General features: G+C 34.9%; 19 protein-coding genes and 1 pseudogene. 10 read left to right on the forward strand and 10 right to left on the reverse strand.

Going from position 1 to position 25,795, the window contains the following annotated elements; genetic code table 11:
- Positions 1-687: 687 nt before the first annotated feature.
- Positions 688-1,323: a hypothetical protein gene (locus ACGH6P_RS09920; RefSeq protein ID WP_411597376.1), complete on the reverse strand. Its 636-nt coding sequence runs from the start codon at positions 1,321-1,323 to the stop codon at positions 688-690.
- A gap of 272 nt (positions 1,324-1,595) precedes the next feature.
- Between ACGH6P_RS09920 and ACGH6P_RS09925 the strand changes: the two genes are divergently transcribed.
- Together ACGH6P_RS09925 and ACGH6P_RS09930 are read left to right on the forward strand one after the other, a co-directional pair.
- Positions 1,596-2,090, forward strand: coding sequence for an N-acetyltransferase family protein (locus ACGH6P_RS09925; RefSeq protein ID WP_411597377.1), 495 nt, complete (start codon positions 1,596-1,598; stop codon positions 2,088-2,090).
- Between the two features lie 54 nt (positions 2,091-2,144).
- Entirely contained in the window at positions 2,145-2,876 is a 732-nt protein-coding gene (locus tag ACGH6P_RS09930) for a rhomboid family intramembrane serine protease (RefSeq protein ID WP_411597378.1), read from the forward strand.
- A gap of 51 nt (positions 2,877-2,927) precedes the next feature.
- On the opposite strand, the gene lolE is transcribed toward ACGH6P_RS09930, so the two are convergent.
- The 3 genes from lolE to lolC are packed head-to-tail and all read right to left on the reverse strand — an operon-like array spanning position 2,928 to position 6,078.
- Positions 2,928-4,166 (reverse strand): lipoprotein-releasing ABC transporter permease subunit LolE, encoded by a 1,239-nt coding sequence (gene lolE, locus ACGH6P_RS09935; protein WP_411590735.1) that lies wholly within the window; start codon positions 4,164-4,166, stop codon positions 2,928-2,930.
- 24 nt (positions 4,167-4,190) lie between these two features.
- Positions 4,191-4,883: a lipoprotein-releasing ABC transporter ATP-binding protein LolD gene (lolD, locus tag ACGH6P_RS09940; RefSeq protein WP_411597379.1), complete on the reverse strand. Its 693-nt coding sequence runs from the start codon at positions 4,881-4,883 to the stop codon at positions 4,191-4,193.
- A complete protein-coding gene (gene lolC / locus ACGH6P_RS09945; protein ID WP_411597398.1) occupies positions 4,876-6,078 on the reverse strand; it encodes a lipoprotein-releasing ABC transporter permease subunit LolC in 1,203 nt (400 codons plus the stop codon). Before lolC ends, lolD begins: the two co-directional genes overlap by 8 nt.
- Before the next feature lie 160 nt (positions 6,079-6,238).
- Between lolC and mfd the strand changes: the two genes are divergently transcribed.
- The 5 genes and pseudogenes from mfd (at position 6,239) to mmuM (ending at position 15,704) form a co-directional block, all read left to right on the forward strand.
- A complete protein-coding gene (gene mfd / locus ACGH6P_RS09950) occupies positions 6,239-9,697 on the forward strand; it encodes a transcription-repair coupling factor (protein ID WP_267360030.1) in 3,459 nt (1,152 codons plus the stop codon).
- 471 nt (positions 9,698-10,168) lie between these two features.
- Positions 10,169-11,674 (forward strand): DUF945 family protein, encoded by a 1,506-nt coding sequence (locus ACGH6P_RS09955; protein ID WP_411597380.1) that lies wholly within the window; start codon positions 10,169-10,171, stop codon positions 11,672-11,674.
- A 101-nt stretch (positions 11,675-11,775) separates the two neighbouring features.
- A complete protein-coding gene (locus tag ACGH6P_RS09960) occupies positions 11,776-13,320 on the forward strand; it encodes a DUF945 family protein (RefSeq protein ID WP_411597381.1) in 1,545 nt (514 codons plus the stop codon).
- Positions 13,321-13,373: 53 nt separating this feature from the next.
- Positions 13,374-14,770: pseudogene (gene mmuP / locus ACGH6P_RS09965) on the forward strand (S-methylmethionine permease).
- On the forward strand, positions 14,763-15,704 hold the full coding sequence (mmuM, locus tag ACGH6P_RS09970) for a homocysteine S-methyltransferase (RefSeq protein WP_267360037.1): 942 nt from the start codon (positions 14,763-14,765) through the stop codon (positions 15,702-15,704). The pseudogene mmuP and the gene mmuM overlap by 8 nt, the downstream one beginning before the upstream one ends.
- Before the next feature lie 139 nt (positions 15,705-15,843).
- On the opposite strand, the gene ACGH6P_RS09975 is transcribed toward mmuM, so the two are convergent.
- On the reverse strand, positions 15,844-16,398 hold the full coding sequence (locus ACGH6P_RS09975) for a YbhB/YbcL family Raf kinase inhibitor-like protein (RefSeq protein ID WP_267360039.1): 555 nt from the start codon (positions 16,396-16,398) through the stop codon (positions 15,844-15,846).
- Between the two features lie 87 nt (positions 16,399-16,485).
- The gene (locus tag ACGH6P_RS09980) at positions 16,486-17,097 is read right to left on the reverse strand and encodes a riboflavin synthase subunit alpha (RefSeq protein WP_267360041.1); all 612 of its coding nucleotides are present in this window, start codon (positions 17,095-17,097) and stop codon (positions 16,486-16,488) included.
- 307 nt (positions 17,098-17,404) lie between these two features.
- On the opposite strand from ACGH6P_RS09980, the gene crcB reads away from it, so the two are divergent.
- Positions 17,405-17,782 carry a fluoride efflux transporter CrcB gene (crcB, locus tag ACGH6P_RS09985; protein ID WP_267351896.1) on the forward strand — a complete coding sequence of 126 codons (378 nt, stop codon included), beginning with the start codon at positions 17,405-17,407 and terminating at the stop codon, positions 17,780-17,782.
- 109 nt (positions 17,783-17,891) lie between these two features.
- Positions 17,892-18,290 (forward strand): cell division inhibitor SulA, encoded by a 399-nt coding sequence (locus ACGH6P_RS09990; RefSeq protein ID WP_267351895.1) that lies wholly within the window; start codon positions 17,892-17,894, stop codon positions 18,288-18,290.
- A 258-nt stretch (positions 18,291-18,548) separates the two neighbouring features.
- On the opposite strand, the gene plsY is transcribed toward ACGH6P_RS09990, so the two are convergent.
- The 3 genes from plsY to ACGH6P_RS10005 form a co-directional block, all read right to left on the reverse strand.
- A complete protein-coding gene (plsY, locus tag ACGH6P_RS09995) occupies positions 18,549-19,145 on the reverse strand; it encodes a glycerol-3-phosphate 1-O-acyltransferase PlsY (protein WP_267351893.1) in 597 nt (198 codons plus the stop codon).
- 163 nt (positions 19,146-19,308) lie between these two features.
- Positions 19,309-22,149 carry an excinuclease ABC subunit UvrA gene (uvrA, locus tag ACGH6P_RS10000; RefSeq protein WP_411590790.1) on the reverse strand — a complete coding sequence of 947 codons (2,841 nt, stop codon included), beginning with the start codon at positions 22,147-22,149 and terminating at the stop codon, positions 19,309-19,311.
- 372 nt (positions 22,150-22,521) lie between these two features.
- Complete coding sequence (locus tag ACGH6P_RS10005; protein ID WP_411597382.1) at positions 22,522-22,992, reverse strand: YhcH/YjgK/YiaL family protein; 471 nt, start codon at positions 22,990-22,992, stop codon at positions 22,522-22,524.
- Between the two features lie 410 nt (positions 22,993-23,402).
- Here ACGH6P_RS10005 and ACGH6P_RS10010 point away from each other — a divergent pair, with 410 nt between their 5' ends.
- Positions 23,403-23,768, forward strand: coding sequence for a nuclear transport factor 2 family protein (locus tag ACGH6P_RS10010; RefSeq protein WP_411597383.1), 366 nt, complete (start codon positions 23,403-23,405; stop codon positions 23,766-23,768).
- Positions 23,769-23,995: 227 nt separating this feature from the next.
- Here the strand turns inward: ACGH6P_RS10010 and guaA are convergent, their stop codons facing one another.
- Positions 23,996-25,579, reverse strand: coding sequence for a glutamine-hydrolyzing GMP synthase (gene guaA / locus ACGH6P_RS10015; protein WP_411597384.1), 1,584 nt, complete (start codon positions 25,577-25,579; stop codon positions 23,996-23,998).
- Positions 25,580-25,795 lie beyond the last annotated feature (216 nt).

Genomic DNA, 25,795 nt, shown 5'->3' on the forward strand with positions numbered 1-25,795 from the left:
CGTTAGTTCATTCAGTAAACTTTCACCGACTTGATTGATAAGGCTGGTTATTTTGTTCGCCATGGGTTACTCCTTTGCTGATGTGTCGGACTGGTTAATCTGCTTTCCAACGTTATTTAGGTAATAATGATTTCGGTTGCTTAAGTTGGAGTAATTAGGGGAATCGATAATCAGAAAAGAATCAAGAAATTGATGAGATAATGATTGTAAATTGAGATACAAATCATCATAAAAATGACAGAAATGACTGTAAATAGGTAATCGGTTTTCTGATAGCACTAAACAACGAACCACAACTACTCCTTAATATCCATACTTATCCCTATTAATTAACTTTTATTTATTTTGTATTATCAATTACGATAATCTTATTTATAATAAAATTATATTACTTTGCAAAAATTTGCAATATAATTTTTGATAAGTTATGTAAAATTAACAATAAATTACAAAACGTGTAAATTCAAATATCGAAGTAAGCTTTTTATTAACGTTGTATTTTAATTATTTCAAAAATATGGAATAAAGATAATTTTTCAAAAGTGATAGTTGACTATAAAACGGTGTTGACTATATGGAGATTATGATGAAGATCGTGGAATTAATTATCCTACTTATACCCTAATATCAACCCAATAATCCTACGGTGATCTTCATTATAATAAAATTTTGACTTGCTTAAATACATCATTTAAATTCAACTAAATCATCATGTTGATGATTGACTTTTGCCAAAATTGACTGGATTTTTTTGTCATCATCAATAATTAAATAAAATGGGCGTAATTTTGGATAGTGATTTTTTAGTAAGTCACCTTTTGGAGTACCTTTAGGATAAAATTGAAAAGTAATAACGTTAGAACTGGCTATGATGTTTTTAAAGTCGTCCCAATAAAATATTCCTTCTATATCATAAGATTTGACTAAAATTCCTTCTTCAAAAAAGGCAAAATAACTGGTGACAGGCCATTTTAAGCTGTTGTAAAGTTTTTTTAGTCGCCTGATTTCAAATGAAACTGCAATATAATGTTGAAGGATCCAAAATACTATCATGATAGCACCTAGCAACATGACTAATAGAAGATTAAAAAATAGTTTATCTGTCGGATTATAATTTAGGTATAGCACAGTAAGCAGTACCCAAGACGTAATTAATGCGATAAAGGTTAGTATTCTTTTTTTAGGAAGGTGAAATCGAAGAACTATATTGTGGATATTGGAAAGAATAATTTTTTTAGACTCTAATTTGACATCGTAATCACACAAAAATTCTGCCTCTTCAGGATCAAAGGCGATATAAGGTTGGTTAACGGCTCCATTCATTCTGCTATTCCTATTCATTTTAGTGATAATCACTTTGCCATTATAAAAGAGCCTAACACACATTGCAAAATAATTATTTGTTTATCATAGAGTTAATTTATAACCGTGGTGATAATGATTGTCCTTCAAGCATGATTGCAACTACGTTTATTGACTATTTTTCGTCCTGTATTTATTGATAATGGTTAACTCGGTTTCGGTAATTAATTGGTTGTCTGATTTAAATAATCTCATTACAATACCTTCCCTTATCCATTGACAGACTCTATTTTATGATCACGTTTCGTCATGCCAAACTCAATGATTTGCCTTTTATTGTTGAGGTTTATAATTCGACCATTGCCAGCCGTATGGTTACAGCTGATACATCACCTGTTTCAATCGACAGTAAGCGTGATTGGTTTGAACAACATAATGAGGATAATCGCCCTCTTTGGTTAATTCAGCATCAAAATCAACCTTGTGGTTGGATTAGTTTATCTTCGTTTTATGGGCGACCTGCTTATTCTAAAACGGTCGAAGTGAGTTTATATCTTCATGAACAGTTTCGAGGTAAAAAAATTGGGCAATATATGCTTGCTCAAATTGAAGAATATGCCCGTAAAGTCGGTATCGATAGCATATTAAGTTATGTATTTGGTCATAATATTCCCAGTATCAGTCTTTTTAGTAAAATGCAGTATCAGCAATGGGGATTATGTCCAAAGATTGCCGAACTGGACGGTGTAAAGCGTGATTTAATTATTTTTGGAAAATCACTTATTTAAACGTTGTCAATATCAAATAACTTATGCAATTTATTTATAAGGATACAAGTTTACATGACCATTTCACAAAATTTAATTTATCTAGGACGCCAAGCCAAAATAACCAGTTCACTGATTGTGATTAATATTGCTTGGTTTGTTATATCCCGTCTTTGTGATAGCCGTAGTTTTGTTGATTCTTTAAAAAACTTGTTTTTGGTTGATTGGGGCGCCGATGTATCGCAATTGACTTTTTCGGGGCAATATTGGCGCATGTTCACTAGCTTATTTATGCATGTCAGCCTGTCACACTTGTTAATGAATATGATCGCCTTATGGAGTGTGGGCATCATTTTAGAAAAACGCCTTCCAAAATTTGCCTTTATTGGTATTTATTTTCTTTCTGGATTAATCAGTAATTTAATCAGTGATATTGCTAATCTTGATCGTACCGTGATTAGTTGTGGGGCATCCGGTGCAATTTTAGGGATTATTACCGCGTTATTATCTTATAGTTTGGTTAATCGAGCCAATCTTAAAGAAATGCCCATCAATGCTATTATCATTAGTTTAGTGCTTACCGCTGGCTTAGGCTTGCTTCCTGGTATTAATAATATGGCGCATTTAGGGGGGGCTGTTGCCGGTTTTGGTTTGGGTTTAGTCGTGTCGTTATTGATAAAATGGTTTGGGTATTTAAGTAAATTTACAGTACTGTTTATTTGTTTATTATTTATCGTGACTATCTGGTGTATTTATATGGGGTATGTGCATTATGAATTACCGGATAATTTAAAATATCATTATTAATCACATTATGTTGCGCTGATAACTAGTGCTATCAGCGCCTGCTATATCATATTAAAAACTGTTTAATATTTTTGCCGGATCAATTTTACATGCCCGCTTAGCCGGATAATAACTGGCAATTAAACTTAATAGCATGGCAGTAATAAATACAATTAGCACATCAGTTGCATGAATTTTTGAAGGTAAAAAGTCAATAAAATAGACATTTCCATTTAATACTTTATGCCCGATCAGCGATTCAATTACTTTCATTATATTTGACAGCTGCCAAGCGGATAGAACGCCTAAAACAACGCCAAGTAAACTACCTATTAAGCCCGAAATGACCCCATACCAAATAAAGATATGTTTAATTAGGCGATTATTTGCGCCCAGTGTTTTAAGAATTGCAATATCTCGTTGTTTATCTTTTACAGCGATCACTAATGTCGAGACAATATTGAAACAGGCAACACCAATCACCACAATCATTGCTAAATACATGATTTGTCGTATCATTTGAATGTCTCGATACATAAAACCGTACGAGTTTTCCCAACTGGTGTACGTGACGTTTTCGTCAAGATTTAGTATCGCCCTGCCTAACAGGCTTTTAGCCAAATAAACTTGATTAACATTGACCATTATACCTGTGACGCTGTCACCAATATTCAAAAGTTTTTGAGCGTCTGATAAGGGGATTAACGCAACATTGTTACTTAAGCTACCACTTAAATCTAAAATTCCCACCACTTGTAAACGCACACGTTTAGGTGGTTTGAGTTGGTTATTATCACTTGATACCGGAATTAACAATGTTATCCATGCACCCTGTTTTACCGACAGTTTTTTTGCCAGTCCCGATCCGATAATAATTTGCTGACTATCGTTTTTAAAATATTGCCAACGATCATCCAACACATATTTTGGCAACGCACTTATGGCTTTTTCGCGCTGTGGATCAACCCCTTGTACCTCAACGGCACCAAGTTTGCTTCCATTTTCGATAAGCCCTGTAAAGCTGATAAATGGTGCTGCTGAAACAATATTTTTATCTTCTTCTAACTCTTGTTGGATATGCTGCCAGTCATTTAAATTGCCATATTGAGAATATATCTGTCCATGCGGAACAACCGATAACACTCGGTTTTTTAATTCATATTCAAAGCCATTCATGGCACTTAAGCCAATAATGAGTGCGGCAATTCCAATTGCAATGCTTAAAGTTGAGATAATCGAGATAAGTGATACCATGCCACTTTTACGGCGACCTTGACGAAATTTTATTGCCGTCATTAAGGATAGATTCATTTTGTTTTCCACTAAATCGTTTTTTTAATGTCCGCTTTCAGAAAGCTGCCCGTCACTCATAACCAATTGTTTATCTAATTTTTTAGCCAATTCAAGATCATGAGTAACAACCAAAAAAGCTGTTCCTTGTTCTTTATTGAGTTTGATAAGCAAATCAAATATGGCATCCGCTGTTGTTTTATCCAAGTTTCCGGTGGGTTCATCCGCCATGACTAAAGACGGGTTATTAATTAATGCCCGTCCTATTGCCACACGTTGACGTTCTCCGCCCGATAGTTCGGACGGACGATGTTCGGCTCGGTTTGTTAAATTAACCGATGCTAACATGTCTTTTGCCCGTTTTTTGGCTTCGTTGGGCGATACACCACCAATTAAGAGTGGCATAGCGATATTTTCAAGTGCGGTAAAATCGGGTAAAAGGTGATGAAACTGGTAGACAAAACCGATGTCTTGATTGCGTAATTTTGCTTTTGCTTGTTCTGATAATTGATTAAGCTGTTGTGATTTGAATATGATTTCACCTGATGTCGGTTTGTCCAATCCACCCAGTAGATGTAATAGTGTACTTTTACCCGAACCTGAACTTCCTATAATAGCGAGTAATGATTGAGGATGAAGATCAAATGAAACATTTTTTAAGACTTCAGTCACCATTTTCCCTTCTTTATAGGTTTTATAGAGATTGTTAGCAGTCAGTAATGGCTGAGTATTATTCATAACGTAGCGCCTCGGCAGGTTGAATGGTTGCAGCACGATAAGCAGGATATAAGGTTGATATTAGCGATAACATGAGTAATCCGATAATAATAAAAACAATTTGTGAAGGTTCGATTAATGTCGGTAATTCTATACCTGCAAGCGATAAATCTAAGGTTTCCATGATGTTATTTAAGTTACAAGCAAGTACAAGTCCTAAAGTGCTTCCTAGTAGTGTACCTATTACCCCTGAACTTGCGCCTTGTATGATAAAAATTAGCATTATTTTAAAACGTGATAATCCTTGAGTTTTTAAAATGGCAACCTCACCTTGTTTTTCCATCACCAATAAACTTAAAGACGTAATAATATTAAATGCTGCAACGATCACGATAAGGCTAATCAGTAAGCCCATGACGTTTTTTTCCATTTTTATTGCTTGAAATAATTCGCCCCGTTTTGCTCGCCAATCTTTAAATTCAAGTCCTTCCGGTAGTGGAGTATTCGTAATTTCAGCAATTTGTAGAGGGTGTTTCAAAAATAATCGCCAACCGGTAATTGTATTAGCTGGGTAACGGAGTAATTTTTGAGCATCGGTTTGGTTGACGTAAATTAAGGTTTGGTTAATGTCATGGTTAACCGAAAATAGTCCAACAACAGTAAATAAACGTTGTGATGGTATACGCCCCACTGGTGTGACCTGACTGGCATCGGTAACCATTAAACGTATTTTATTACCTACTGTCACGCCGAGTTGATTGGCTAATGTTTGTCCTAAGATTACATTATATTGCCCAGCCTGTAGATCGGATATCGATCCGGTATAAATATAATCTTGAATGGGATCATCATCTTCTGGATTGATGCCCATCAAGGTACTTACATTGATACTTTGTTCACTTTGCAATACCACGTCGCTAGTGACTAACGGCGTAATGCGACTTACGCCATTAATCTGTCCAAATTGTTCATATGCCGTGTTATCTATGACGATTTTGCCTTGTGGTGTGGTGATTTGTGCTTGCGGTAAGAACTTTAACACACTATTTTGCATCTGATCTTCTAGTCCATTCATGACCGATAACACCAGAATTAATCCCAATGATCCAAGCATGATCCCTATCATCGATAACCATGAAACAAAGCGACCAAAGCCATCAGTCTTTTGACCGTATACATAACGTAACCCAATATAAAGCACTAATGGACGAAATATTTTTGACATAAATGTTTATCATTTCCGAAACTTTTTGACAAAGTTTTGCAAGTTAAATAGAAGACGTTTATCATACAGGATTAAACAGTTATAGAAAACATCCAAGTAATTACGTTATAATGTATTAATACTTTTTGCACCAATATCAATTAAATTTATCATGTCTAAAAAACTCAATATTTCAACACTTATTCCACAAAAACCCGGTGAAGTAAAACAGTTTGGACAACTGGTGGGATCCTCATTATCGAAACTGTGTGCCGATGCAATTGCTGCGCATAACGGTTTAGTGGTGATTGTCACCGATGATATGCAGCAAACAACCCGCATTTATGAAGAGCTGAAGCAATTTAGCCATTTTCCGGCTATTTCGTTTCCTGATTGGGAAACCTTGCCTTATGATAGTTTTTCACCTCATCAAGATATTGTATCTGAACGCTTATCTTGCCTTTATCATCTTGCACATTTAACCAAAGGCGCGTTAATTTTACCGATCAATACGTTAATGCAAAAAGTTTGCCCAAAAAGTTATTTAGGTGGGCATGTGTTCATTATGAAGAAAGGCTTACAAATTAGCCGTGAACATTTGCGAATGCAATTAGAAAATGCCGGTTATCGCGCTGTTAGCCAAGTCATGGAACATGGCGAGTATGCTACACGAGGAGCACTTTTTGATATTTTTCCTATGGGTAGCGATAAACCTTATCGTATTGATTTTTTTGATGATGAAATTGATAGTATCCGAACGTTTGATGCTGAAACACAACGAACGCTTGAAGAAATTGTAGAAATTGAGTTATTACCAGCTCATGAGTTTCCTTTTGATAAAGCGGCTATTGAATTGTTTCGTAGCCAATGGCGTGCAAAATTTGAAGTCAGATTAGAGCCTGAAAGTATTTATCAGCAAGTCAGTAAAAATATCTTACCAACAGGGATTGAATACTGGCAAGCCTTGTTTTTTAGTGAGCCGTTAACGACACTTTTTTCTTATTTTTTAGATAATACGCTAATTATTAATACGGTCAATATCGAGCAGTTTGCCAATAAATATTGGCAAGATATTAATCAACGTTATGAAAGTCGCAAAGTTGATCCTATGCGTCCTTTACTTGAACCCGCAGTTATTTGGTCTAAAACGGATGAAATCTTTGCTAATTTTAAACATTATCCAAGGATGATTGTATCGAATAACACGGTGGATGAGTCATCTAAAAATATCAATTTACCTTTTATGAGTTTGCCTGATATTGGTTTTCAGATTCAATTGAAAGACCCTTATCATCAATTTAATCAATTCACTGAAAACTTTAATGGCAAGATTATTTTTTCGGTTGAATCAGAAGGTCGTAAAGAAGCATTACAAGAGATTTTAGGTCGAATTCGTATTTATCCAACCAGCATTAATCAGCTTGATCAGCAAGCAACGGTTGATAACCGCTTTTGTGTCATGGTCGGTGCGGGTGAACAAGGTTTCATTGATGAGCAACAGCATTTTGCTTTTATTACTGAAAATGAACTGTTAGGACGACGTGTTATTCGTCGTAAAAATGAGAACAGACAAGCTATTAATACCGATAGTTTAGTTCGTAGTTTAGCCGAATTAACCCCTGGTAAACCAGTCGTGCATTTAGAGCACGGTGTAGGACGTTATGCTGGGTTAACGACGTTAGAAACAGGCGGTATTACGGCTGAATATCTTATTTTGCTTTATGCAAATGATACCAAACTTTATGTACCTGTTTCATCGCTTAACCTGATCAGCCGTTATTCTGGCGGTGATGAAGAAAATGCGCCTTTAAATAAATTAGGAACAGATGCTTGGAGCAAAGCCAGACAAAAAGCAGCAGAAAAAGTCCGTGATGTTGCCGCCGAATTGTTAGATATTTATGCGGAGCGTGAAAGTAAACCAGGATTTGAATTTAAGCAAGATCGTGAACAATACGAACTGTTTTGCCAAGCCTTTCCTTATCAAGAAACGGAAGATCAACAAAATGCCATTGGCGCCGTTATCGGGGATATGTGTTCACCTTATGCTATGGATCGATTGGTTTGTGGGGATGTCGGCTTTGGCAAAACTGAAGTTGCAATTCGCGCTGCTTTTTTAGCTGTCGTCAATCAAAAGCAAGCCGCAGTTTTGGTGCCAACCACCTTACTTGCTCAACAACATTATGAAAGTTTTTGTAATCGTTTTGCTAATTGGCCAATACGTATTGAAAGTTTGTCTCGTTTTAAAACCGCAAAACAGCAACGAGCCGTCATTGATGCACTTGCAGAAGGTAAAGTCGATATTGTCATTGGCACGCATAAATTATTGCAGGAAGATGTAAAATGGAAGGATCTTGGTCTATTGATTGTTGATGAAGAGCATCGCTTTGGTGTTCGTCAAAAAGAACGTATCAAAGCTATGCGAGCCAATATCGATATATTGACCCTAACTGCTACCCCTATTCCTCGAACATTGAATATGGCGATGAGTGGCATGCGTGATCTTTCTATCATTGCCACGCCTCCTGCTCGCCGATTAGCAGTGAAAACCTTTGTCAGAGAATACGATGATTTAGTGATTCGAGAAGCTATTCTGCGTGAAATTTTGCGTGGTGGTCAAATCTATTATTTACATAATGATGTCTCGGATATTAATAATGTGAGTGAAAAGCTAGCCAAATTAGTGCCAGAAGCACGTATTGGCGTTGGTCATGGTCAAATGCATGAACGAGATTTAGAGCGAGTGATGAATGATTTTCATCATCAACGTTTTAATATTTTAGTTTGTACCACCATTGTTGAAACCGGTATCGATATTCCTAATGCTAATACAATTATTATTGAGCGTGCCGATAAATTTGGTTTAGCGCAATTGCATCAGTTGCGTGGTCGGGTTGGTCGTTCGTATCATCAAGCTTATGCTTATTTATTAACACCACATCCTAAATTATTGAGTAAAGATGCAAAAAAACGTCTTGATGCTATCGCAACCTTAGAAGATTTGGGTGCAGGTTTTGCTTTAGCAACGCATGATCTGGAAATTCGAGGTGCAGGCGAGTTGTTAGGAAGCGATCAAAGTGGTCAAATTGAAACTATTGGGTTTAATTTATATATTGAACTACTAGAAGATGCCGTAAAATCCTTAAAAGAAGGAAAAGAACCTACGCTTGAATCACTATTGACCAGTCAACAAACGGAAATTGAGTTACGTTTACCTACATTGATTCCAGACGATTTTATTCCGGATGTTAATACTCGTTTATCTTTGTATAAACGTATTGCGAGTATCAATAATTTAGATGAATTGACCGATATACAAGTTGAAATGCGTGATCGTTTTGGGCAATTACCTGATGCAGTTCTCTTTTTGTTAGAAACAACTAAAATTCGTTTTCATGCTAATCAATTAGGCATTACTAAAATTGAATTTGGTGAAAAAGGTGGATTTATCGAATTTGGTAGTAATAATAAAATTTCAGTTGATTATTTAATTGAAATCATTCAAAAAGAACCTAAAAATTATCGTTTAGAAGGCAATAATAGATTAAGATTACAAAAAACTGATTTACAACGTGTAGAGCGTATTGAATATATCAAAAACTTGTTAACTGAATTTTCCACACATCAAGCATAACACACAACATCTTGAAAATTCTTTAATAAATAGCTCATTGCTCTGTATAGATGCCACCCACATAGCAATGAGCAGAGCTAAATTAATATTGCCGGTTAATTTGAAGTTAATATAAAACATTATTTGTTAGTTGAATAACTATCATGTTTTGATTCCTATCTACCAAACATTTTCTTTATCCTTCTTAATGAGTAAGGTCATACTCATTTTGACCATTAGCTATGCTTTTTTATCTGTATCGCTAAGTGTGCGATGAAATTAGAATCAATATTTTCTCTAATAAATTGTGATGTTATAAAATCACTTAAAAACTCGCTTATCGTTCTGAAATCCATTAGAATTGAAAGGTCAGAATCGCATAAAACTATTTATTCATAATAAGATAGTTTATTGATAATAATTTAGTTTTACTCGTCTCTGAATTATGAGCACATAATTTATGTAATAACAATGAATTAAAAGAGAAAACCAATGAAAAAAAGTAAATTAGCTATCGGCTTTGTAGCGCTATTAGCAATCGGATATGTAGGTAGTTCATGGTATATTGGCAATAAAATTGAGAAAGAATTAGATAGTAAATTAATCAACATTAATGAAACGATTAATGGCTACCAAAATCAATATGATATATCAATCAAAACAAGCAATTATCAAAAAAATATTTTTACATCCAAATTTCACCTTACTATAACCGAAAAACCCCGCATTGAATATGATGTCAATGAACCAAAAACCGTTTTTGATGACGATATAACTATCCATCATGGTCCATTCCCTATGGCCGCATTAATTAAAGGTAACTTTGTCCCCCAATTGGCATGGATTGAATATGAAATGACTGAAAAAGACAATCCAACTCTTTGGAAACTTGCAGGAGATAAACCTTTTATTACCGCCACTATGGGGATTAAATTTAGTGATTATGTCGTCACAAAAATTACCACAAAAGCCTTGAATACTATTGACATGCCTCAGTTTAAAGAAGGAATTGATATTTCAGAAGGCAACATCACCATCACCAGTGATTTAAATGAATTGACCTCATCGATGTCTATAAAGCTTGATAAATTAAGATATAAAATTGATCAGGTTAGTTCAATCTCATTGAGCAATCTTAAGGTTAACTTAGAAAATAAAGGAGATGATATCGTTGATCTAAACTCAAACGTTGATACTTTAACGATAAACGCTCGATCAAGTCTTCCAGTCCAAATAGATATTGATAATATAAGTAGTTCAGCTCAGTACACAATAACATTTGATCCGATCAATGGAGCTAATATACCTAATTATCAATCCAAGATGAACATAGAAAAATTGAAAACAACTGTCTTAAGTTTCAATCCACAAGCGCCATTTGTTTTTAATAATATATTCTTTAAGCAAGATGTTCGATCTAATCCAAATAATAGCTCAGAGGGCAGTTATGAGGCTAGTATTGAATCGTTCAATTTTGGCAAACAAAATTTAGGTCATGGTGAATTTAAGTTTAATTTTGAAGGATTTAACACAAAGAATCCGTTTGAAAGTTTATTCATTGAAAAAAATGCATCTGACTTTTCAAAAATTCAATGGGATGGTTTGTTAAATTGGCATAATGCTTCAGGCGATATTATTGCCAACACATCAGCGATAGTCGATAACAACTTATCAACGGATGACAATAATAATGATATTACCCCCGATCGCATGTTAAGTTATAACATTCAGATTCCATTTAAAGTATTAGCACGTATGTGGGCACAAACGGAAAATTACAATGAAACGGATGTGACTGATGATATGATTGCTGGAAAATTATATATGATTAATTTAGTCGCGAAATCTAAGATTAAAGATCATCCTCTTATTTCTATTGATGAAGATAAGCAAGGTATCTATCTGGATTTGAAAACAAAACAGAGTGATTCTGACGTGATAATCAATGGACAAAAAATGAATAAAAATGATTTTAATCGTCTAATTCTTTCTCTTTAAGACTCTTTTTAGTTACGCCTAATTAGCTTGATAGGCTAACTAGGCGTTGCTTTAGGTTTATCAAAATCAAATTAATAATTATAAAAAATAACGGGAAAACAATGAAAAAAATTAAATTTACAATAGGAATAGTTGCAGTCTTAAGCATAGGATATTTAGGTTCAACTTGGTACATTGGCAATAAAATTGAAAATGAAATTGATAATACCCTGTCATTAATCAGTGAAAAAATTAATGGCAGCAAGGATATGAGTAAGATCAATATAACCAAAAGCCATTATGATAAAGGTCTATTCTCAACGAAATTACACCTGACTATCACCGAATCAGTAGATAATCAAACGGATCTTGAGAATGATAAAAATATCCTCTTTAGTGATGATATTACAATTTATCACGGTCCTTTTCCTATCGTCAATATCGCTAAAGGTGATTTTACACCTCAAGTCGCAATGATAGATTATCAAATGACTGAAAAAGCATTTCCAGAGCTTTGGAAATGGTCAAATAACCAATCATTCATCACTGGTCATGCCAATTTAAGTTTTCAAAAAGAGTTCAGTATTTATTTGAAAAATAACCCTATTAAGATAAATCTAGTCAATCATGTGTTTGGCGAAAACAATTTGTACTTAACTGAAGGTGAGTGCTTTTTCAATGTTTCTAAAGATTTTTCAACTGTCAGCGTAAATTCACACTGGGACAAATTAGAATTAACATCGGAATTCAGAAACCTATCCTTGAAACTTGATCAAGTTTCTATCAAAACCGAGCCCGAAAGCAGTCATAGCTCTTTAAATTATGTATTGGAGTTGAAAAATCTTTATTATTCAGAAGAAAATTATGATTTTATTGACAGAAATTATCAATATGTTACGACATATAAAAAAGAGCTAAATTTTCAGGATGTGAAAGCTGTTAGAAATGGTGATTTTAAAAAAGGAATATTACATAACAATTTAACCATAAATAAAGTTATATCCCAGAATTTTTTCAATGACAACGCAACCGCCATATTAAACCAAATATTAATTAATCAATCAGTAAATCAAACTGATGAGAATTATTATGATTCAATAGACTTTAAAATAGGCTCATTAACGTATGGAAACCAAAACCTTGGTTCTATCTCCTCGAATAATGAATTTATAAACATGGATGGAATCAGTATGCTGTCGTTTGTATTAGGCGAATTTGGATTTGGAATAGAATTTAGCGATCCTTATGATGTTAATCCTGATAAAGATAATAGGAGCATGTCCTATAAATTTAATTGGCATACTGATGTCGGCGATATTAATGTTGATTCGCTAGTTGATTATACTAGTCATGAGGATTTTCGTGGATTATCTTTGGACGATAATATCAATCTATTCATACTTAAACTTGATATGCCATTTAACGTTATAAATTATATTGCAGCTCAATTTGAAAATTATCAACAAAATGTTGTTACACAAGAACAAATTGATAAAATAGTATTAGGAAATGATATAAAATCGTGGTTAGATGAATCAATTCTTTTCACTTTTGAAAAAAATGGAATGGAAGGGATATATTCAGATGCCAACTATTCAAGTGATACACATCAAGCAGAAGTGAATGGTAAATTTTATAGTGAAGACGATTTTTTCACTCATTTTTGATGTGAATTGAGACAATAAATAATTTTTTAATACGCTAGCGGACATACCATGTTATGAACAATCATCTATCTAAATCACCTGAGAATCAATTTAAACGTACTATGCAAACTCGGCATTTAATTATGTTATCGTTAGGTGGCGTGATTGGCACAGGATTATTTTTTAATACCGGTTATATTATTGCAACCGCAGGAGCCGTGGGAGCGATTATTGCCTATTTAATTGGTGCTTTGGTCGTTTTTTTAGTTATGTTGTGCCTTGGCGAACTTGCGGTTGCTATGCCCGAAACCGGTGCTTTTCATACGTATGCTTCCCGTTTCATTAGCCCTGCTACTGGCTATACCGTTGCTTGGTTATATTGGCTAACCTGGACAGTTGCATTGGGTTCAAGTCTAACCGCTGCGGGTATGTGTATGCAGTATTGGTTTCCGGATATTTCTGTTTGGGTTTGGTGTTTAATTTTTTGTGCAGTTATATTTGTTTTGAATATTGTGACTGCACAATTTTTTGCGGAAAGTGAATTTTGGTTTTCAATAATTAAAGTCATTACGATTATAGTTTTTATTATTGCGGGCAGCGCAGCTATTTTTGGTTTTATACCGATGAAAAACGATATGCCAGCCCCATTTCTACACAATATTACAGATAATGGTTGGTTTCCACATGGATTGACACCTATCATCATGACAATGGTATCGGTTAATTTTGCCTTTTCTGGTACAGAACTAATTGGTATTGCTGCGGGTGAAACTAAGCAGCCTGAAAAAAGTATTCCTTTAGCCATAAAAACAACCATTTTACGGTTAATCATTTTTTTGTTGGCACTATTTTTGTACTGGCGGCTTTATTGCCCATGGAACAAGCAGGCGTCATTAAAAGTCCTTTTGTGATGGTTTTTGAAAATATTGGTATCCCTTATGCTGCCGATATCTTTAATTTTGTAATTTTAACTGCCATTTTATCGGCGGCTAATTCAGGACTTTATGCATCAGGTCGAATGTTATGGTCGTTATCAAATCAAGGTACTTTGCCTAAATGCTTTTCAAGATTAACCACTAAAGGGATTCCAACCACCGCTATAACGGTGAGTATGTTAGGGGGATTACTGGCGTTGTTTTCTAGTGTGATTGCACCCGATACAGTCTTTGTTGCGTTAACAGCTATTTCAGGTTTTGCCGTGGTTGCTGTTTGGTTAAGTATTTGTGTATCACATTACTTTTTTAGGCAAAAGCTTTCTCAAGAACAAATTATTAATTTAAAATATAAAGCGCCCTACTACCCTTTAGTCCCGATTCTAGGCACAATTTTGTGCGTGATTGCCTGTATTGGACTGGCTTTTGATTCAGAACAACGAATAGCGCTATATTGTGGCATCCCTTTTGTCATCGTTTGTTTTATGGTTTACCATTTGACGCATAAGTACAAAACTCGAGTTACTCAAAATGATTAATAATAATCCGATTAAGAATTTATTAAACCAAAAAAACTTTATCATTGTTGACGGTGCACTTGCCAGCGAGTTACAACGTCGTGGAAGCGATTTAAATGATAGTTTATGGTCAGCAAAAGTATTATTTGAGCAACCTGAATTAATTCGGCAAGTTCATTATGACTATTTTAAAGCTGGCGCAGACTGTGCCATTACAGCAAGTTATCAAGCAACACCTTTAGGATTTGCTAAAAAAGGCATTAATCTCAACGATTCTATTGCGTTAATACAAAAAAGTGTTGAACTTGCACAACAAGCTAAACAACAGTATTTAAGCGAATTAGACCAACCTAAACCTTTACTTATTGCCGGGTCTGTTGGGCCTTATGGCGCCTATTTAGCTGACGGTTCCGAATATACAGGAGCCTATCAACTGACTGAAGAAGCCTTTATGGACTTTCATTATGTCCGCATAAAAGCACTTATCGATGCCAATGTGGATTTACTCGCTTGTGAAACCTTGCCTTCTTTTACTGAAATAAAAGCATTAACAAAGGTGATTAAACAATTTCCTAAAATAAGTTGCTGGTTTTCATTTACACTGAAAGATGATCAGCATCTGAGTGATGGAACACCGTTATCTTTAGTTGTCGAATATTTAAATAATATTGAGCAAATTGCCAGTGTAGGCATCAATTGCATTGCATTAGAAAAAGTGACAAGGTCACTAAATGTATTAAACAAACTCACATCAAAACCATTAATCGTTTACCCAAATTCTGGCGAAGTATATGATCCTTTAATCAAACAATGGCACCCTAACCCGCAACATAATTGTACATTTGCTAATCAGTTAACAAACTGGATAGAATCTGGTGCTAAATTAATTGGCGGTTGTTGTCAAACCACACCTAACGATATTGCTAATATCGCTAAATTCCTGCAAGATAAATAAAACTTTCCGTTGAGTAAGTATACAAAATCAAATAATGTTGATTTTGTATACTTTGGGTTTGATTATTTGATTTCGATATTATCAAGCTTTTATATTCAATCACTAATTAAAGACTTCATATTGAAGAGTAACTTTCTCATCAACGACCGTAATTGAAGGTAATGGATGCTTTAGCGATTTGATGCGAATTGATGATAAAACCAACTAAAGCTGGCGTTGTTTTATCATCAACATTGATATTGTCTATATCAAGTGCATAGAGTGTAAATTGATAACGGTGATTAGAGTTTTCTGGTGGGCAAGGTCCGCCATAATTTGCCGTACCAAAATCATTACGAACTTGCTGACTTCCTTTAGGCAATAAATCAATATTATTACCAGCTGATTGCTTTAACGCTGTCGTATCGACCGGAATATTGACAACCGTCCAATGCCACCATCCTGATCCGGTTGGCGCATCTGGATCATACATGGTTAATGCCAAACTTTTTGCTTCTTTAGGTACATTATTCCATTCAATGCTAGGCGATAGGTTTTTACCCTGACAACCAAATTGATTATAAATAAATTGATCTGTAAAACCATTTTTATTTAAATCAGGACTGGATAGCTGCATTTCAGATGCATAACTGTAACTAGTGAATAACAATAATACTCCGCAAAACAAGGGTTTCAATTTGGTAGAATGACGCATGTTTACTCCTTATATTTTAAATGAATAAAATAAATAACTAACTTATTGACTAATCGGCAGTTTACATCCCAATGTTCTATTTCAACCTCATTTAAATTTAGTTGCTAATACTCGCTCAACCGTATCAACTATCGCTTGAGTTTGTGAATCAATTTCTATATTGACTTTATCACCAACTTTTTTATTTTTAAGCGTTGTTATCGCTAATGTTTCGGGAATAAGGTGAATTTTAAAACGATTTTCATCTACTTCGCCCACCGTTAAACTAGCGCCATCAATGCCGATAAAACCTTTATATAAAACATACTTTATAAACTGTTTGGGTAGTGTAAGTTGCATCTGGCAATTGGTTGCCGTTTTTTGAATATCAACAATCGTTGCTGTACAAGAGATGTGTCCAGACATGATATGTCCACCGACTTCATCGCCATATTTTGCACTGCGTTCAATATTAACGTAATCATTCAGTTTTTTATCACCTAATGTGGTTAAAGCTAGCGTTTCTTGCATGATATCAAATGAGACCCAATCATCTGCAAAACCTGTTACCGTTAAACAACATCCATCATTCGCAATTGACGCACCAATTTCAATATTTTGCGTTAGCTGACTTGGAAGTTTAACTTTATAAGTTCGTAATTTATCTTGATCGTTAATATCAATTATTTGACCAACACCCTGTACAATACCCGTAAACATATAATTTCCGTTTGAATCTTTTGAGATCTCCATTTTATCGTAATCTAATAATAAATTTCTATGTTTATCATTCATTCCTTAACAAATCAATTTAATCGGTTAAGATTGATTTGAATAACTTATGTTAAGTACTATTAGATATACCTTAAGAACTCTATTTTTTTGATACCCTATTGAAACTCAGTGTTTAAGCAGCGTTATTAGAATTTGTTATACAAAAACTAGTCAATATTCATTAAGTCATTTTATAATGACATTCTCATTCACTGAGTAAAAATCATTTCTCAAATTTTATTAAGGATTGTTGATGCTAAAACTTATTTTAGCCATTTCATTCGGTTCTGTAGCGGGTGGTTTACTTCGCTGGTTTTTATCACTTAAATTCAATGTGGTTGCCTTTACTATTCCAATCGGAACACTATTATCTAATTTAATTGCTGGCTATATTATTGGTTTTGCCATCGCTTTTTTTAATCATTCTAATCTTTCCCCTGAATGGCGTTTATTAATCGTCACGGGTTTTTGTGGTGGTTTATCAACTTTTTCTACTTTTTCGGCTGAAATTGTTAATTTATTGCAGGAAGGCAGAGTAACATGGGCATTAGCGACAATAGGTATCCATGTTGTTGGCTCGGTATTGATGACTTTTTTAGGCATTTGGACTTATCAATATTTTCGTTCTTGATCGCTTTGTTAGCCTAATAATTGATTAGCCTAACATAACATAAAAAATATTTACAACCTTTAAATACTGTATTAATATACACTGTATATTAATACAGTTAGAGGTCATTATGCTTATTGAACAATCATCACAACAAATTATGGCGTTTGAGTTTGAATCTCCTTTTCAGCAAGTATTACAACAACAGCGACCGTTATTACGTTCATTTAATAAAGCAAAAAAATGGCAGCTTTGGTTATCCGATAGACCGATGTTAAAGCGATCTTGGGTTAACTTTGCCGGTTTAGATAAGCAAAAAGTAATCCATATCACCAATATAAAAAATGAAAATCTGGTATCAACGATTGAAAAAGCCTTACAAAATAAAACGTGTAGTTATGTCGTTGCTTGTATTAAGCAGCTTAATGAACAAGATAAAATACGTTTGCATAACGCGGTGTTAGCCAGTGATACAACGTTATTTTTGGTCAATGATGAATCCAAAGAGCAATATACTCAATACCATTAAACTGAAAAGATGATTATTTTTGGATAAGTTAAGTTAAAAAGAAAGTGATAACACCAATTAATTCGATGAAGAATCAATCATCATCAATGTACGTGTTCTTTTTTCGAGAATTTTATTGAGATTGATACTTTTTTAGGCTAATTATCTAACTGATAATCATCAAGTAATAATTTGTGAAGTTAACAACTCATTTTTCATCGCTATCGTCATGTCAATACTGTTATGTTAACCGATCTGAATCCGACTGATGCCATTAAATTACAGTTTTAATCGCTTTAAGCTTTTTGGTTCTTCACCTTTTAATAAACGCATAATATTACTACTATGGCGAACAATAATGAGGCAAGAAAGCATAGTTACCGGTAAGGTCAACTCAGGTTTAAACAACCAAACATAAAATGGTGCCATAAGAAACCCGATAATAGCAGCAACTGATGAGTAGCCCGTTATCAATAAGGTTATTAGCCAAGTCAGTATAAAACATCCTGTAAAATCAAGTCCAATCGGTGCCATCATCCCTAATGCTGTCGCAACCCCTTTACCGCCTTTAAAATGAAAAAAACAGGGGAAAATATGCCCAAGACAAGCAGAAATGCCAATAATACCTAAAAAGAAGGGCGATATTCCTATTCGATACGCCAGATACACAGGTAGCGTACCTTTAAACATATCAAAAATTAAGACAACAATAGCAGGTAGTTTACCATTAATTCGTAGAATATTGGTTGCCCCAGGATTGTGAGAGCCATGCGTTAAGGGGTTGGGCAATTTCATAGCATGACTAACTATCATAGCACCTGACAATGAACCACAAAGATAGGCGATGATGATCATCGCTAAGATTTCTAATGACAAAAGCCCCTCCCTAGATGTACCTATTTTCTGATTATTATATCGATAAAAAGTTAAACTAATTCAATTAATGAACTTTTTATCGATGTTTATTAATAGAGAAATAAATAAAAGTGGGGAGTTGCCTCCCGTCCTTTTTAATCCTTTAATCAAAATTGACTCTATTTTACTTTCTTTTTTGTTTATCTAATAGTGGTTTTAAATATTGACCCGTGTAAGATATTTTCGATTTTGCAACCTCTTCTGGTGTACCTTCGGCAATAATTTCACCGCCACCATTTCCCCCTTCTGGCCCAAGATCCACAATCCAATCAGCGGTTTTAACGACATCTAAATTATGTTCAATGACGACAATAGTATTACCTTTATCACGTAAAGTATGCAATTGCGCAAGTAATTGTTTAACATCGGCAAAGTGCAAGCCAGTCGTCGGCTCATCTAAAATATAGAGCGTACTACCTGTGTCACGTTTTGATAGTTCTTTGGCTAATTTAACTCGCTGAGCTTCCCCACCCGATAATGTCGTTGCCGATTGACCAATGGTAATGTAAGCCAAACCAACATCAATCAGGGTTTGTAATTTTCGAGAGATCATTGGAACCGCATCAAAAAATTCACGCCCTTCTTCAACGGTCATATTTAAAATTTCGTTAATAGATTTACCTTTGTATTTGATCTCAAGCGTTTCACGATTATAGCGTGCACCATGACATTGATCACATGGCACATAAATATCAGGTAAAAAGTGCATTTCAACTTTAATTAAGCCATCGCCTTGACAAGCCTCACAACGTCCACCTTTTACATTAAAGCTAAATCGCCCCGGATTGTACCCTCTGGCTCGTGCTTCAGGTACTCCTGCATAAAGCTCACGAATCGATGTAAAAAATCCTGTATAAGTAGCAGGATTTGAACGTGGTGTTCGTCCAATCGGACTTTGATCTATCGCGATAACTTTATCAAAAAAGTTAAGACCTTTAATGGATTTATAAGGTGCAATATCACTTTTTTCAGCGCCATTGAGTTCATTTTGAGCGAGTGGGTATAAAGTATCATTAATTAAAGTGGATTTGCCCGATCCCGATACCCCAGTGATACAGGTAAACAGTCCGACCGGAATATTTAACGTGACATCTTTAAGATTATTACCCGTTGCCCCGATTAGCGATAACATCCGTTTTTTATCAACTTTAGTACGTGTTGCGGGGATTTCGATTTTTTCTTTACCGGATAAATATTTTCCTGTAAGCGATGCATTATTTTCCATGATTTGTTTAGGTGTTCCTTGAGCCACAACTTCGCCCCCGTGAACCCCTGCCCCCGGACCAATATCAATCACGTAATCGGCAGCCATAATCGCTTCTTCATCGTGTTCAACCACAATGACGGTATTACCTAAATCACGTAAATGAGTCAATGTATCAATTAAGCGAGTATTATCACGCTGATGTAGACCGATAGAAGGCTCATCAAGTACATACATTACGCCAACTAAACCGGCACCGATTTGACTGGCTAAGCGAATACGTTGCGCTTCACCGCCGGATAAGGTTTCTGCCGAACGTGATAACGTTAAATAATTAAGTCCAACATTAATTAAAAACTGTAATCGGTCATTAATTTCTTTCAGAATTTTTTCTGCAATTTGGGCACGTTGGCCGGTTAATACTAAGTTGTCAAAAAATTCTTTTGCTTGTTGAGTACTTAAATCACTAATCGTTGGTAAATTTGTATCGTTAATAAATACATGTCTTGCTGTTGTACATAACCTTGATCCATGACAACATGGACATGGGCGGTTACTGATGTATTTAGCTAATTCTTCACGAATCGTTTGTGATTCGGTTTCTTTATAGCGACGCGTTAAGTTATTAATGATACCTTCAAAAGTATGTTTTCGTTTAACCACATCACCACGATCATTAGTATAAACAAAGGTAATTTCGGTACTACCCGAACCATTTAATAAAATATCTTTTATTTTTTCAGGTAATTTTTCGTAAGGCTTATCAATATCAAATTTATAGTGATCCGCCAAAGATTTTAACATCTGAAAATAGTAAAAATTACGACGATCCCAGCCTTTTATTGCGCCCGCAGCTAACGAAACTTCAGGCATTTGTACAATGCGTTTAGGATCAAAGTACTGTTGAACACCTAAACCATCACATTCGGGACAAGCACCCGCTGGATTATTAAATGAAAATAAACGAGGTTCCAACTCAGAAATGCTGTAACCACAAATTGGGCAGGCAAAATTAGCCGAAAATATTTTTTCTTCAGCTTTTGGATCATCCAAATTAGCTACTTTAACTATACCATTGGTAATGGATAGTGCTGTTTCAATCGATTCTGCCAGACGTAGTTTTAAATCATCACGAATACGAAAACGATCGACAACAACTTCAATAGTATGTTTCTTTTGTAATTCAAGTTGTGGTGGATCAGATAAATCATAGACATCACCGTCTACCCTTACCCGTATATAACCGCTTGCAGAAAGCTGTTCAAAAAGCTTAACAAACTCCCCTTTACGTTCGGTCACCACTGGTGCAAGTAGCATATATCGATTTTCAGCCGGTAATGCCATAATGCTATCGACCATTTGCGACACGGTTTGCGCTGCTAACGGTAAATTATGATTTGGACAACGAGGCTCTCCTATTCGGGCAAAAAGCAACCTGAGGTAATCATAAATTTCAGTAATCGTGCCGACCGTTGAACGTGGATTATGCGATGTAGATTTTTGTTCAATTGAAATCGCTGGCGATAATCCTTCAATGTGATCAACATCGGGTTTTTCCATTAATGATAAAAACTGTCGTGCATAGGCGGATAATGACTCGACATAACGCCGTTGCCCTTCTGCATAAAGCGTATCAAATGCTAATGAAGATTTACCAGAACCTGAAAGCCCAGTAATAACGACAAGTTTATCGCGTGGAATAATGACATTAATATTTTTTAAGTTGTGCGTTCTCGCACCTCGAATATCGATATCTTTAATTGACATAGATCTCTTCTTAAGTATGTTTTTTGTACAATTCAAATGAAAATTTAACTGTATATTATACCAGTGATGAGTGATGAAATATAGTACTAATTCACCGTTGATGAGTTTATGGGTTTTACGGTTTTTTTATTAACGCTAACAAATTTATCAATAAAATTCAATGAGCAAAATATCATAATGAGTTTTATCGTACTCCGTTAATGCCAGAACATTTAAGCATAATGTGCCAGTTAACCGACTTTTCGAAGTAAGCATTGAAAATAGATGTTCACTATTTATTAAACTCATTTGCTTGGATGCAATTTTGGCAAGTATGTCATAGTATATGCGCTAAATTCATCTCAATTTAGCGCAATGATTCCTAAATTAAAGATGATCTAAGGCTATTTTAATGACCACTTTACGAACAGTATTAATGTTATTGTTTATTGCACACAAAGGTTTATGGACTTCATTAGGAAAAAAAACAATGAAATCGTTTGAATGCAAAACCAGTAATGTTTCTTCCTTCGAGGTTTCAACAAATGCAATATCGTTAGTAGTAAGTTGATCATCGAGCCTGTTAGTGTAAGGTGGTAAAGTATTAATCGCCATTCCCTCTTGACCGTCTAATACAATTTGCACATCAATATATTTTTGATGATATTCAGGGTTAGCCTTGTCAATGTGACGAGTTGAACTATCAGATAGCATAAAAAATATCTTATCACCGTCAATGTCATAACGCCCTATAGGCGTATTTTGATTGACATTATCTTTGATATATTCAATCGATTGCTTTATTTTGGCAGGCAAATAAGGGACTAAATTTAAATGGTTAATATTACCTAAAATCATATTTGATAATCCTTCATAAATGAAACATTACTGATATCACAAATACACAGCATTTGTTTAAGTATATACTTATCCAATACATTTTAATAGATAGACTATGATAGCCTTTAGACTTTTTTGATGCCTATGACGAATGCTTTATTTTGATAAAATAATTAGTTATTGTGTTAAGTTATCGCAGTAAGATTAAAATGACCTAATATGGTCGACTTTAGACTAATCGAGTTTAAACAGAAATCGTGACATTTGATTAAGGAGGTGGTATAACACTAACAGCCATTTATTATTTACAGTCTTTATCATTATCATATCCATTTTTTAATACACAATAGCTATTCAGATCTTCTTCTTTTCTTAATAAATCATTGATTTCAATAGAATGTATGTCTTTCTAACAAAAGGTAACTATGATGAAAAATAAAGAATTGATCGAAAATTACTACCAAGATGTTTTTATTAACGGTAATGTGGATAAAATTCCTCATTATGTATCAGAAAACTATATTCAACATAATCCTCAGGTTGAAGATGGTCAAGCAGGATTTATTAAATTTTTCAAAGAGTTTATTAAAACTAAACCCAAACTCGATATTGTCAACATCAGTTGTGAAGCGAATATGGTTTACGTATTTTATAAATGTTCCCTACCAGACGGTACCGTGAATAAGGTATGTGATATTTATCGTGTCGAAGGCAATAAGATCGTTGAACATTGGGATGTCATTGAGTCCCATGTAGAAAAAGTAAAATCGGTTAATAAAAATAGTTTATTTTAGATCATTTTATGGAATAAACATGACAACCTTATCTTGATTGGGTTTAAAGGATAAGGTTGTAATTAGACATTAAGCACGCATTTTTAATCATCAACGATAATAAGACAATTTCTCTACCCAAATGACTGTTATACTGTTTGTAATCAGCAGATTGGAAAATACTACAGCAAAAAACAGCGCTTTATCAGCGCTGATATTTCGATTATGCTGGATTATTAAGTTATTTTTTATTCCCACTCAATCGTCGCTGGCGGTTTACCGCTGATGTCATAGACAACGCGAGATATTCCGTTTACTTCATTAATGATCCGATTTGATACTCGTCCTAAGAAGTCATATGGCAGATGTGCCCAGTGAGCGGTCATAAAGTCGATAGTCTCAACTGCACGTAACGAGACAACCCAGTCGTATTTACGCCCATCCCCCATTACGCCGACTGAACGTACCGGTAAAAATACGGTGAAAGCTTGGCTGACTTTGTGGTATAGGTCGGCTTTATAAAGTTCTTCGATAAAGATCGCATCAGCTTGACGGAGTAAGTCACAATACTCTTTTTTCACTTCGCCAAGTACTCGAACGCCTAAACCCGGTCCAGGGAATGGATGACGATATAACATGTCATATGGTAAACCTAACTCTAACCCAACTTTACGTACTTCATCTTTAAAAAGTTCTCGTAGTGGTTCCACTAACCCCATTTTCATCTCTTCTGGCAAACCACCGACATTATGATGCGATTTAATCACATGTGCTTTACCGGTATCAGCTGCCGCAGATTCGATCACATCAGGATAAATAGTACCTTGTGCTAACCATTTCACATCTTTGAGTTTTGCCGCTTCTTCATCAAACACAGCGACAAATTCACGCCCTATAATCTTGCGTTTAGCTTCGGGATCGGCCTCCCCTTTTAGGGCTGCTAAAAAGCGGTCTTCGGCATTCACGGCTATAATATTTAACCCAAATTTATTGCCGAACATGTCCATAACTTGTTGCGCTTCGTTCAAACGTAATAAACCATGATCGACAAAAACACAGGTCAGCTGATCACCAATGGCTTGATGGAGTAATAATGCCGTAACAGAAGAGTCAACGCCACCCGATAACCCTAGTAATACTTTATCTTTGCCGACTTTTTCTTTTATTCGGGTAATTGCATCGGTAATAATAGAAGATGGTGTCCATAGTTTTTCACAATGACAAATATTGATTACAAACCGTTGGAGCAATTCAAACCCTTTTATTGTATGAGTGACTTCGGGATGAAACTGAACGCCATAAAATTGCTTTTCATCATTAGCCATGATGGCAAATGGGCAGGTTTCTGTTCGACCAATGACCGTAAAACTATCCGGTAAAGTTGTGACTTTATCACCATGACTCATCCAGACATCAAGTTGATCTATACCATCGTTGTTAGTACTATCTAAAATGCCGTCAGTTAATTTTGAGCGTCCGATAATGTCGACTTTAGCATAACCAAACTCACGTTGATTTGAACCGGTGACTTGTCCACCTTGACCAACTTGAATTGCCATAGTTTGCATACCATAACAGATACCTAAAACAGGCACACCTGCGTTAAAAACATATTCGGGGGCTCTTGGGCTATTTTGTGCTGTCGTACTTTCTGGACCACCCGATAAAATAATCCCTTTAGGATTGAATTGTTTAATTTTTTCTTCCGATACATCCCACGGCCAAAGCTCACAATAAACACCAATTTCACGAATCCGACGTGCAATTAATTGGGTAACTTGTGAACCAAAATCAAGAATTAAAATACGTTGCTGGTGGATGTCATTTTTCATCAAATTTGTTCCTAAACTATGGTCTATTACAAAATCAAGGTGGTATTGTATCATTTACCGACTAAATTGAACGGATTAAATAAAAAAACAATTGTAAATATTTTACCTTTGCAAGTTTCAATATATCCTGATACGGTATTTTATTTTGTTAATAAAACGACAATCCTTATATGAATTAGTCAGATCTTAATTATTTTCTTTTTGAATTAACCAACT

This window comes from Gilliamella sp. CG25, from assembly GCF_046635705.1.
GTDB lineage: Bacteria > Pseudomonadota > Gammaproteobacteria > Enterobacterales > Orbaceae > Gilliamella > Gilliamella apicola_I.

What these genes read in the sequence shown, in the direction of transcription:
- ACGH6P_RS09920 (WP_411597376.1), bottom strand. Translation starts at nt 1,323, where the DNA reads ATGAATGGAGCCGTTAACCAACCTTATATCGCCTTTGATCCTGAAGAG.
- ACGH6P_RS09925 (WP_411597377.1), top strand. Translation starts at nt 1,596, where the DNA reads ATGATCACGTTTCGTCATGCCAAACTCAATGATTTGCCTTTTATTGTT.
- ACGH6P_RS09930 (WP_411597378.1), top strand. Translation starts at nt 2,145, where the DNA reads ATGACCATTTCACAAAATTTAATTTATCTAGGACGCCAAGCCAAAATA.
- lolE (WP_411590735.1), bottom strand. Translation starts at nt 4,166, where the DNA reads ATGAATCTATCCTTAATGACGGCAATAAAATTTCGTCAAGGTCGCCGT.
- lolD (WP_411597379.1), bottom strand. Translation starts at nt 4,883, where the DNA reads ATGAATAATACTCAGCCATTACTGACTGCTAACAATCTCTATAAAACC.
- mfd (WP_267360030.1), top strand. Translation starts at nt 6,239, where the DNA reads ATGTCTAAAAAACTCAATATTTCAACACTTATTCCACAAAAACCCGGT.
- ACGH6P_RS09955 (WP_411597380.1), top strand. Translation starts at nt 10,169, where the DNA reads ATGAAAAAAAGTAAATTAGCTATCGGCTTTGTAGCGCTATTAGCAATC.
- ACGH6P_RS09960 (WP_411597381.1), top strand. Translation starts at nt 11,776, where the DNA reads ATGAAAAAAATTAAATTTACAATAGGAATAGTTGCAGTCTTAAGCATA.
- mmuM (WP_267360037.1), top strand. Translation starts at nt 14,763, where the DNA reads ATGATTAATAATAATCCGATTAAGAATTTATTAAACCAAAAAAACTTT.
- ACGH6P_RS09975 (WP_267360039.1), bottom strand. Translation starts at nt 16,398, where the DNA reads ATGCGTCATTCTACCAAATTGAAACCCTTGTTTTGCGGAGTATTATTG.
- ACGH6P_RS09980 (WP_267360041.1), bottom strand. Translation starts at nt 17,097, where the DNA reads ATGTTTACGGGTATTGTACAGGGTGTTGGTCAAATAATTGATATTAAC.
- crcB (WP_267351896.1), top strand. Translation starts at nt 17,405, where the DNA reads ATGCTAAAACTTATTTTAGCCATTTCATTCGGTTCTGTAGCGGGTGGT.
- ACGH6P_RS09990 (WP_267351895.1), top strand. Translation starts at nt 17,892, where the DNA reads ATGCTTATTGAACAATCATCACAACAAATTATGGCGTTTGAGTTTGAA.
- ACGH6P_RS10005 (WP_411597382.1), bottom strand. Translation starts at nt 22,992, where the DNA reads ATGATTTTAGGTAATATTAACCATTTAAATTTAGTCCCTTATTTGCCT.
- ACGH6P_RS10010 (WP_411597383.1), top strand. Translation starts at nt 23,403, where the DNA reads ATGAAAAATAAAGAATTGATCGAAAATTACTACCAAGATGTTTTTATT.
- guaA (WP_411597384.1), bottom strand. Translation starts at nt 25,579, where the DNA reads ATGAAAAATGACATCCACCAGCAACGTATTTTAATTCTTGATTTTGGT.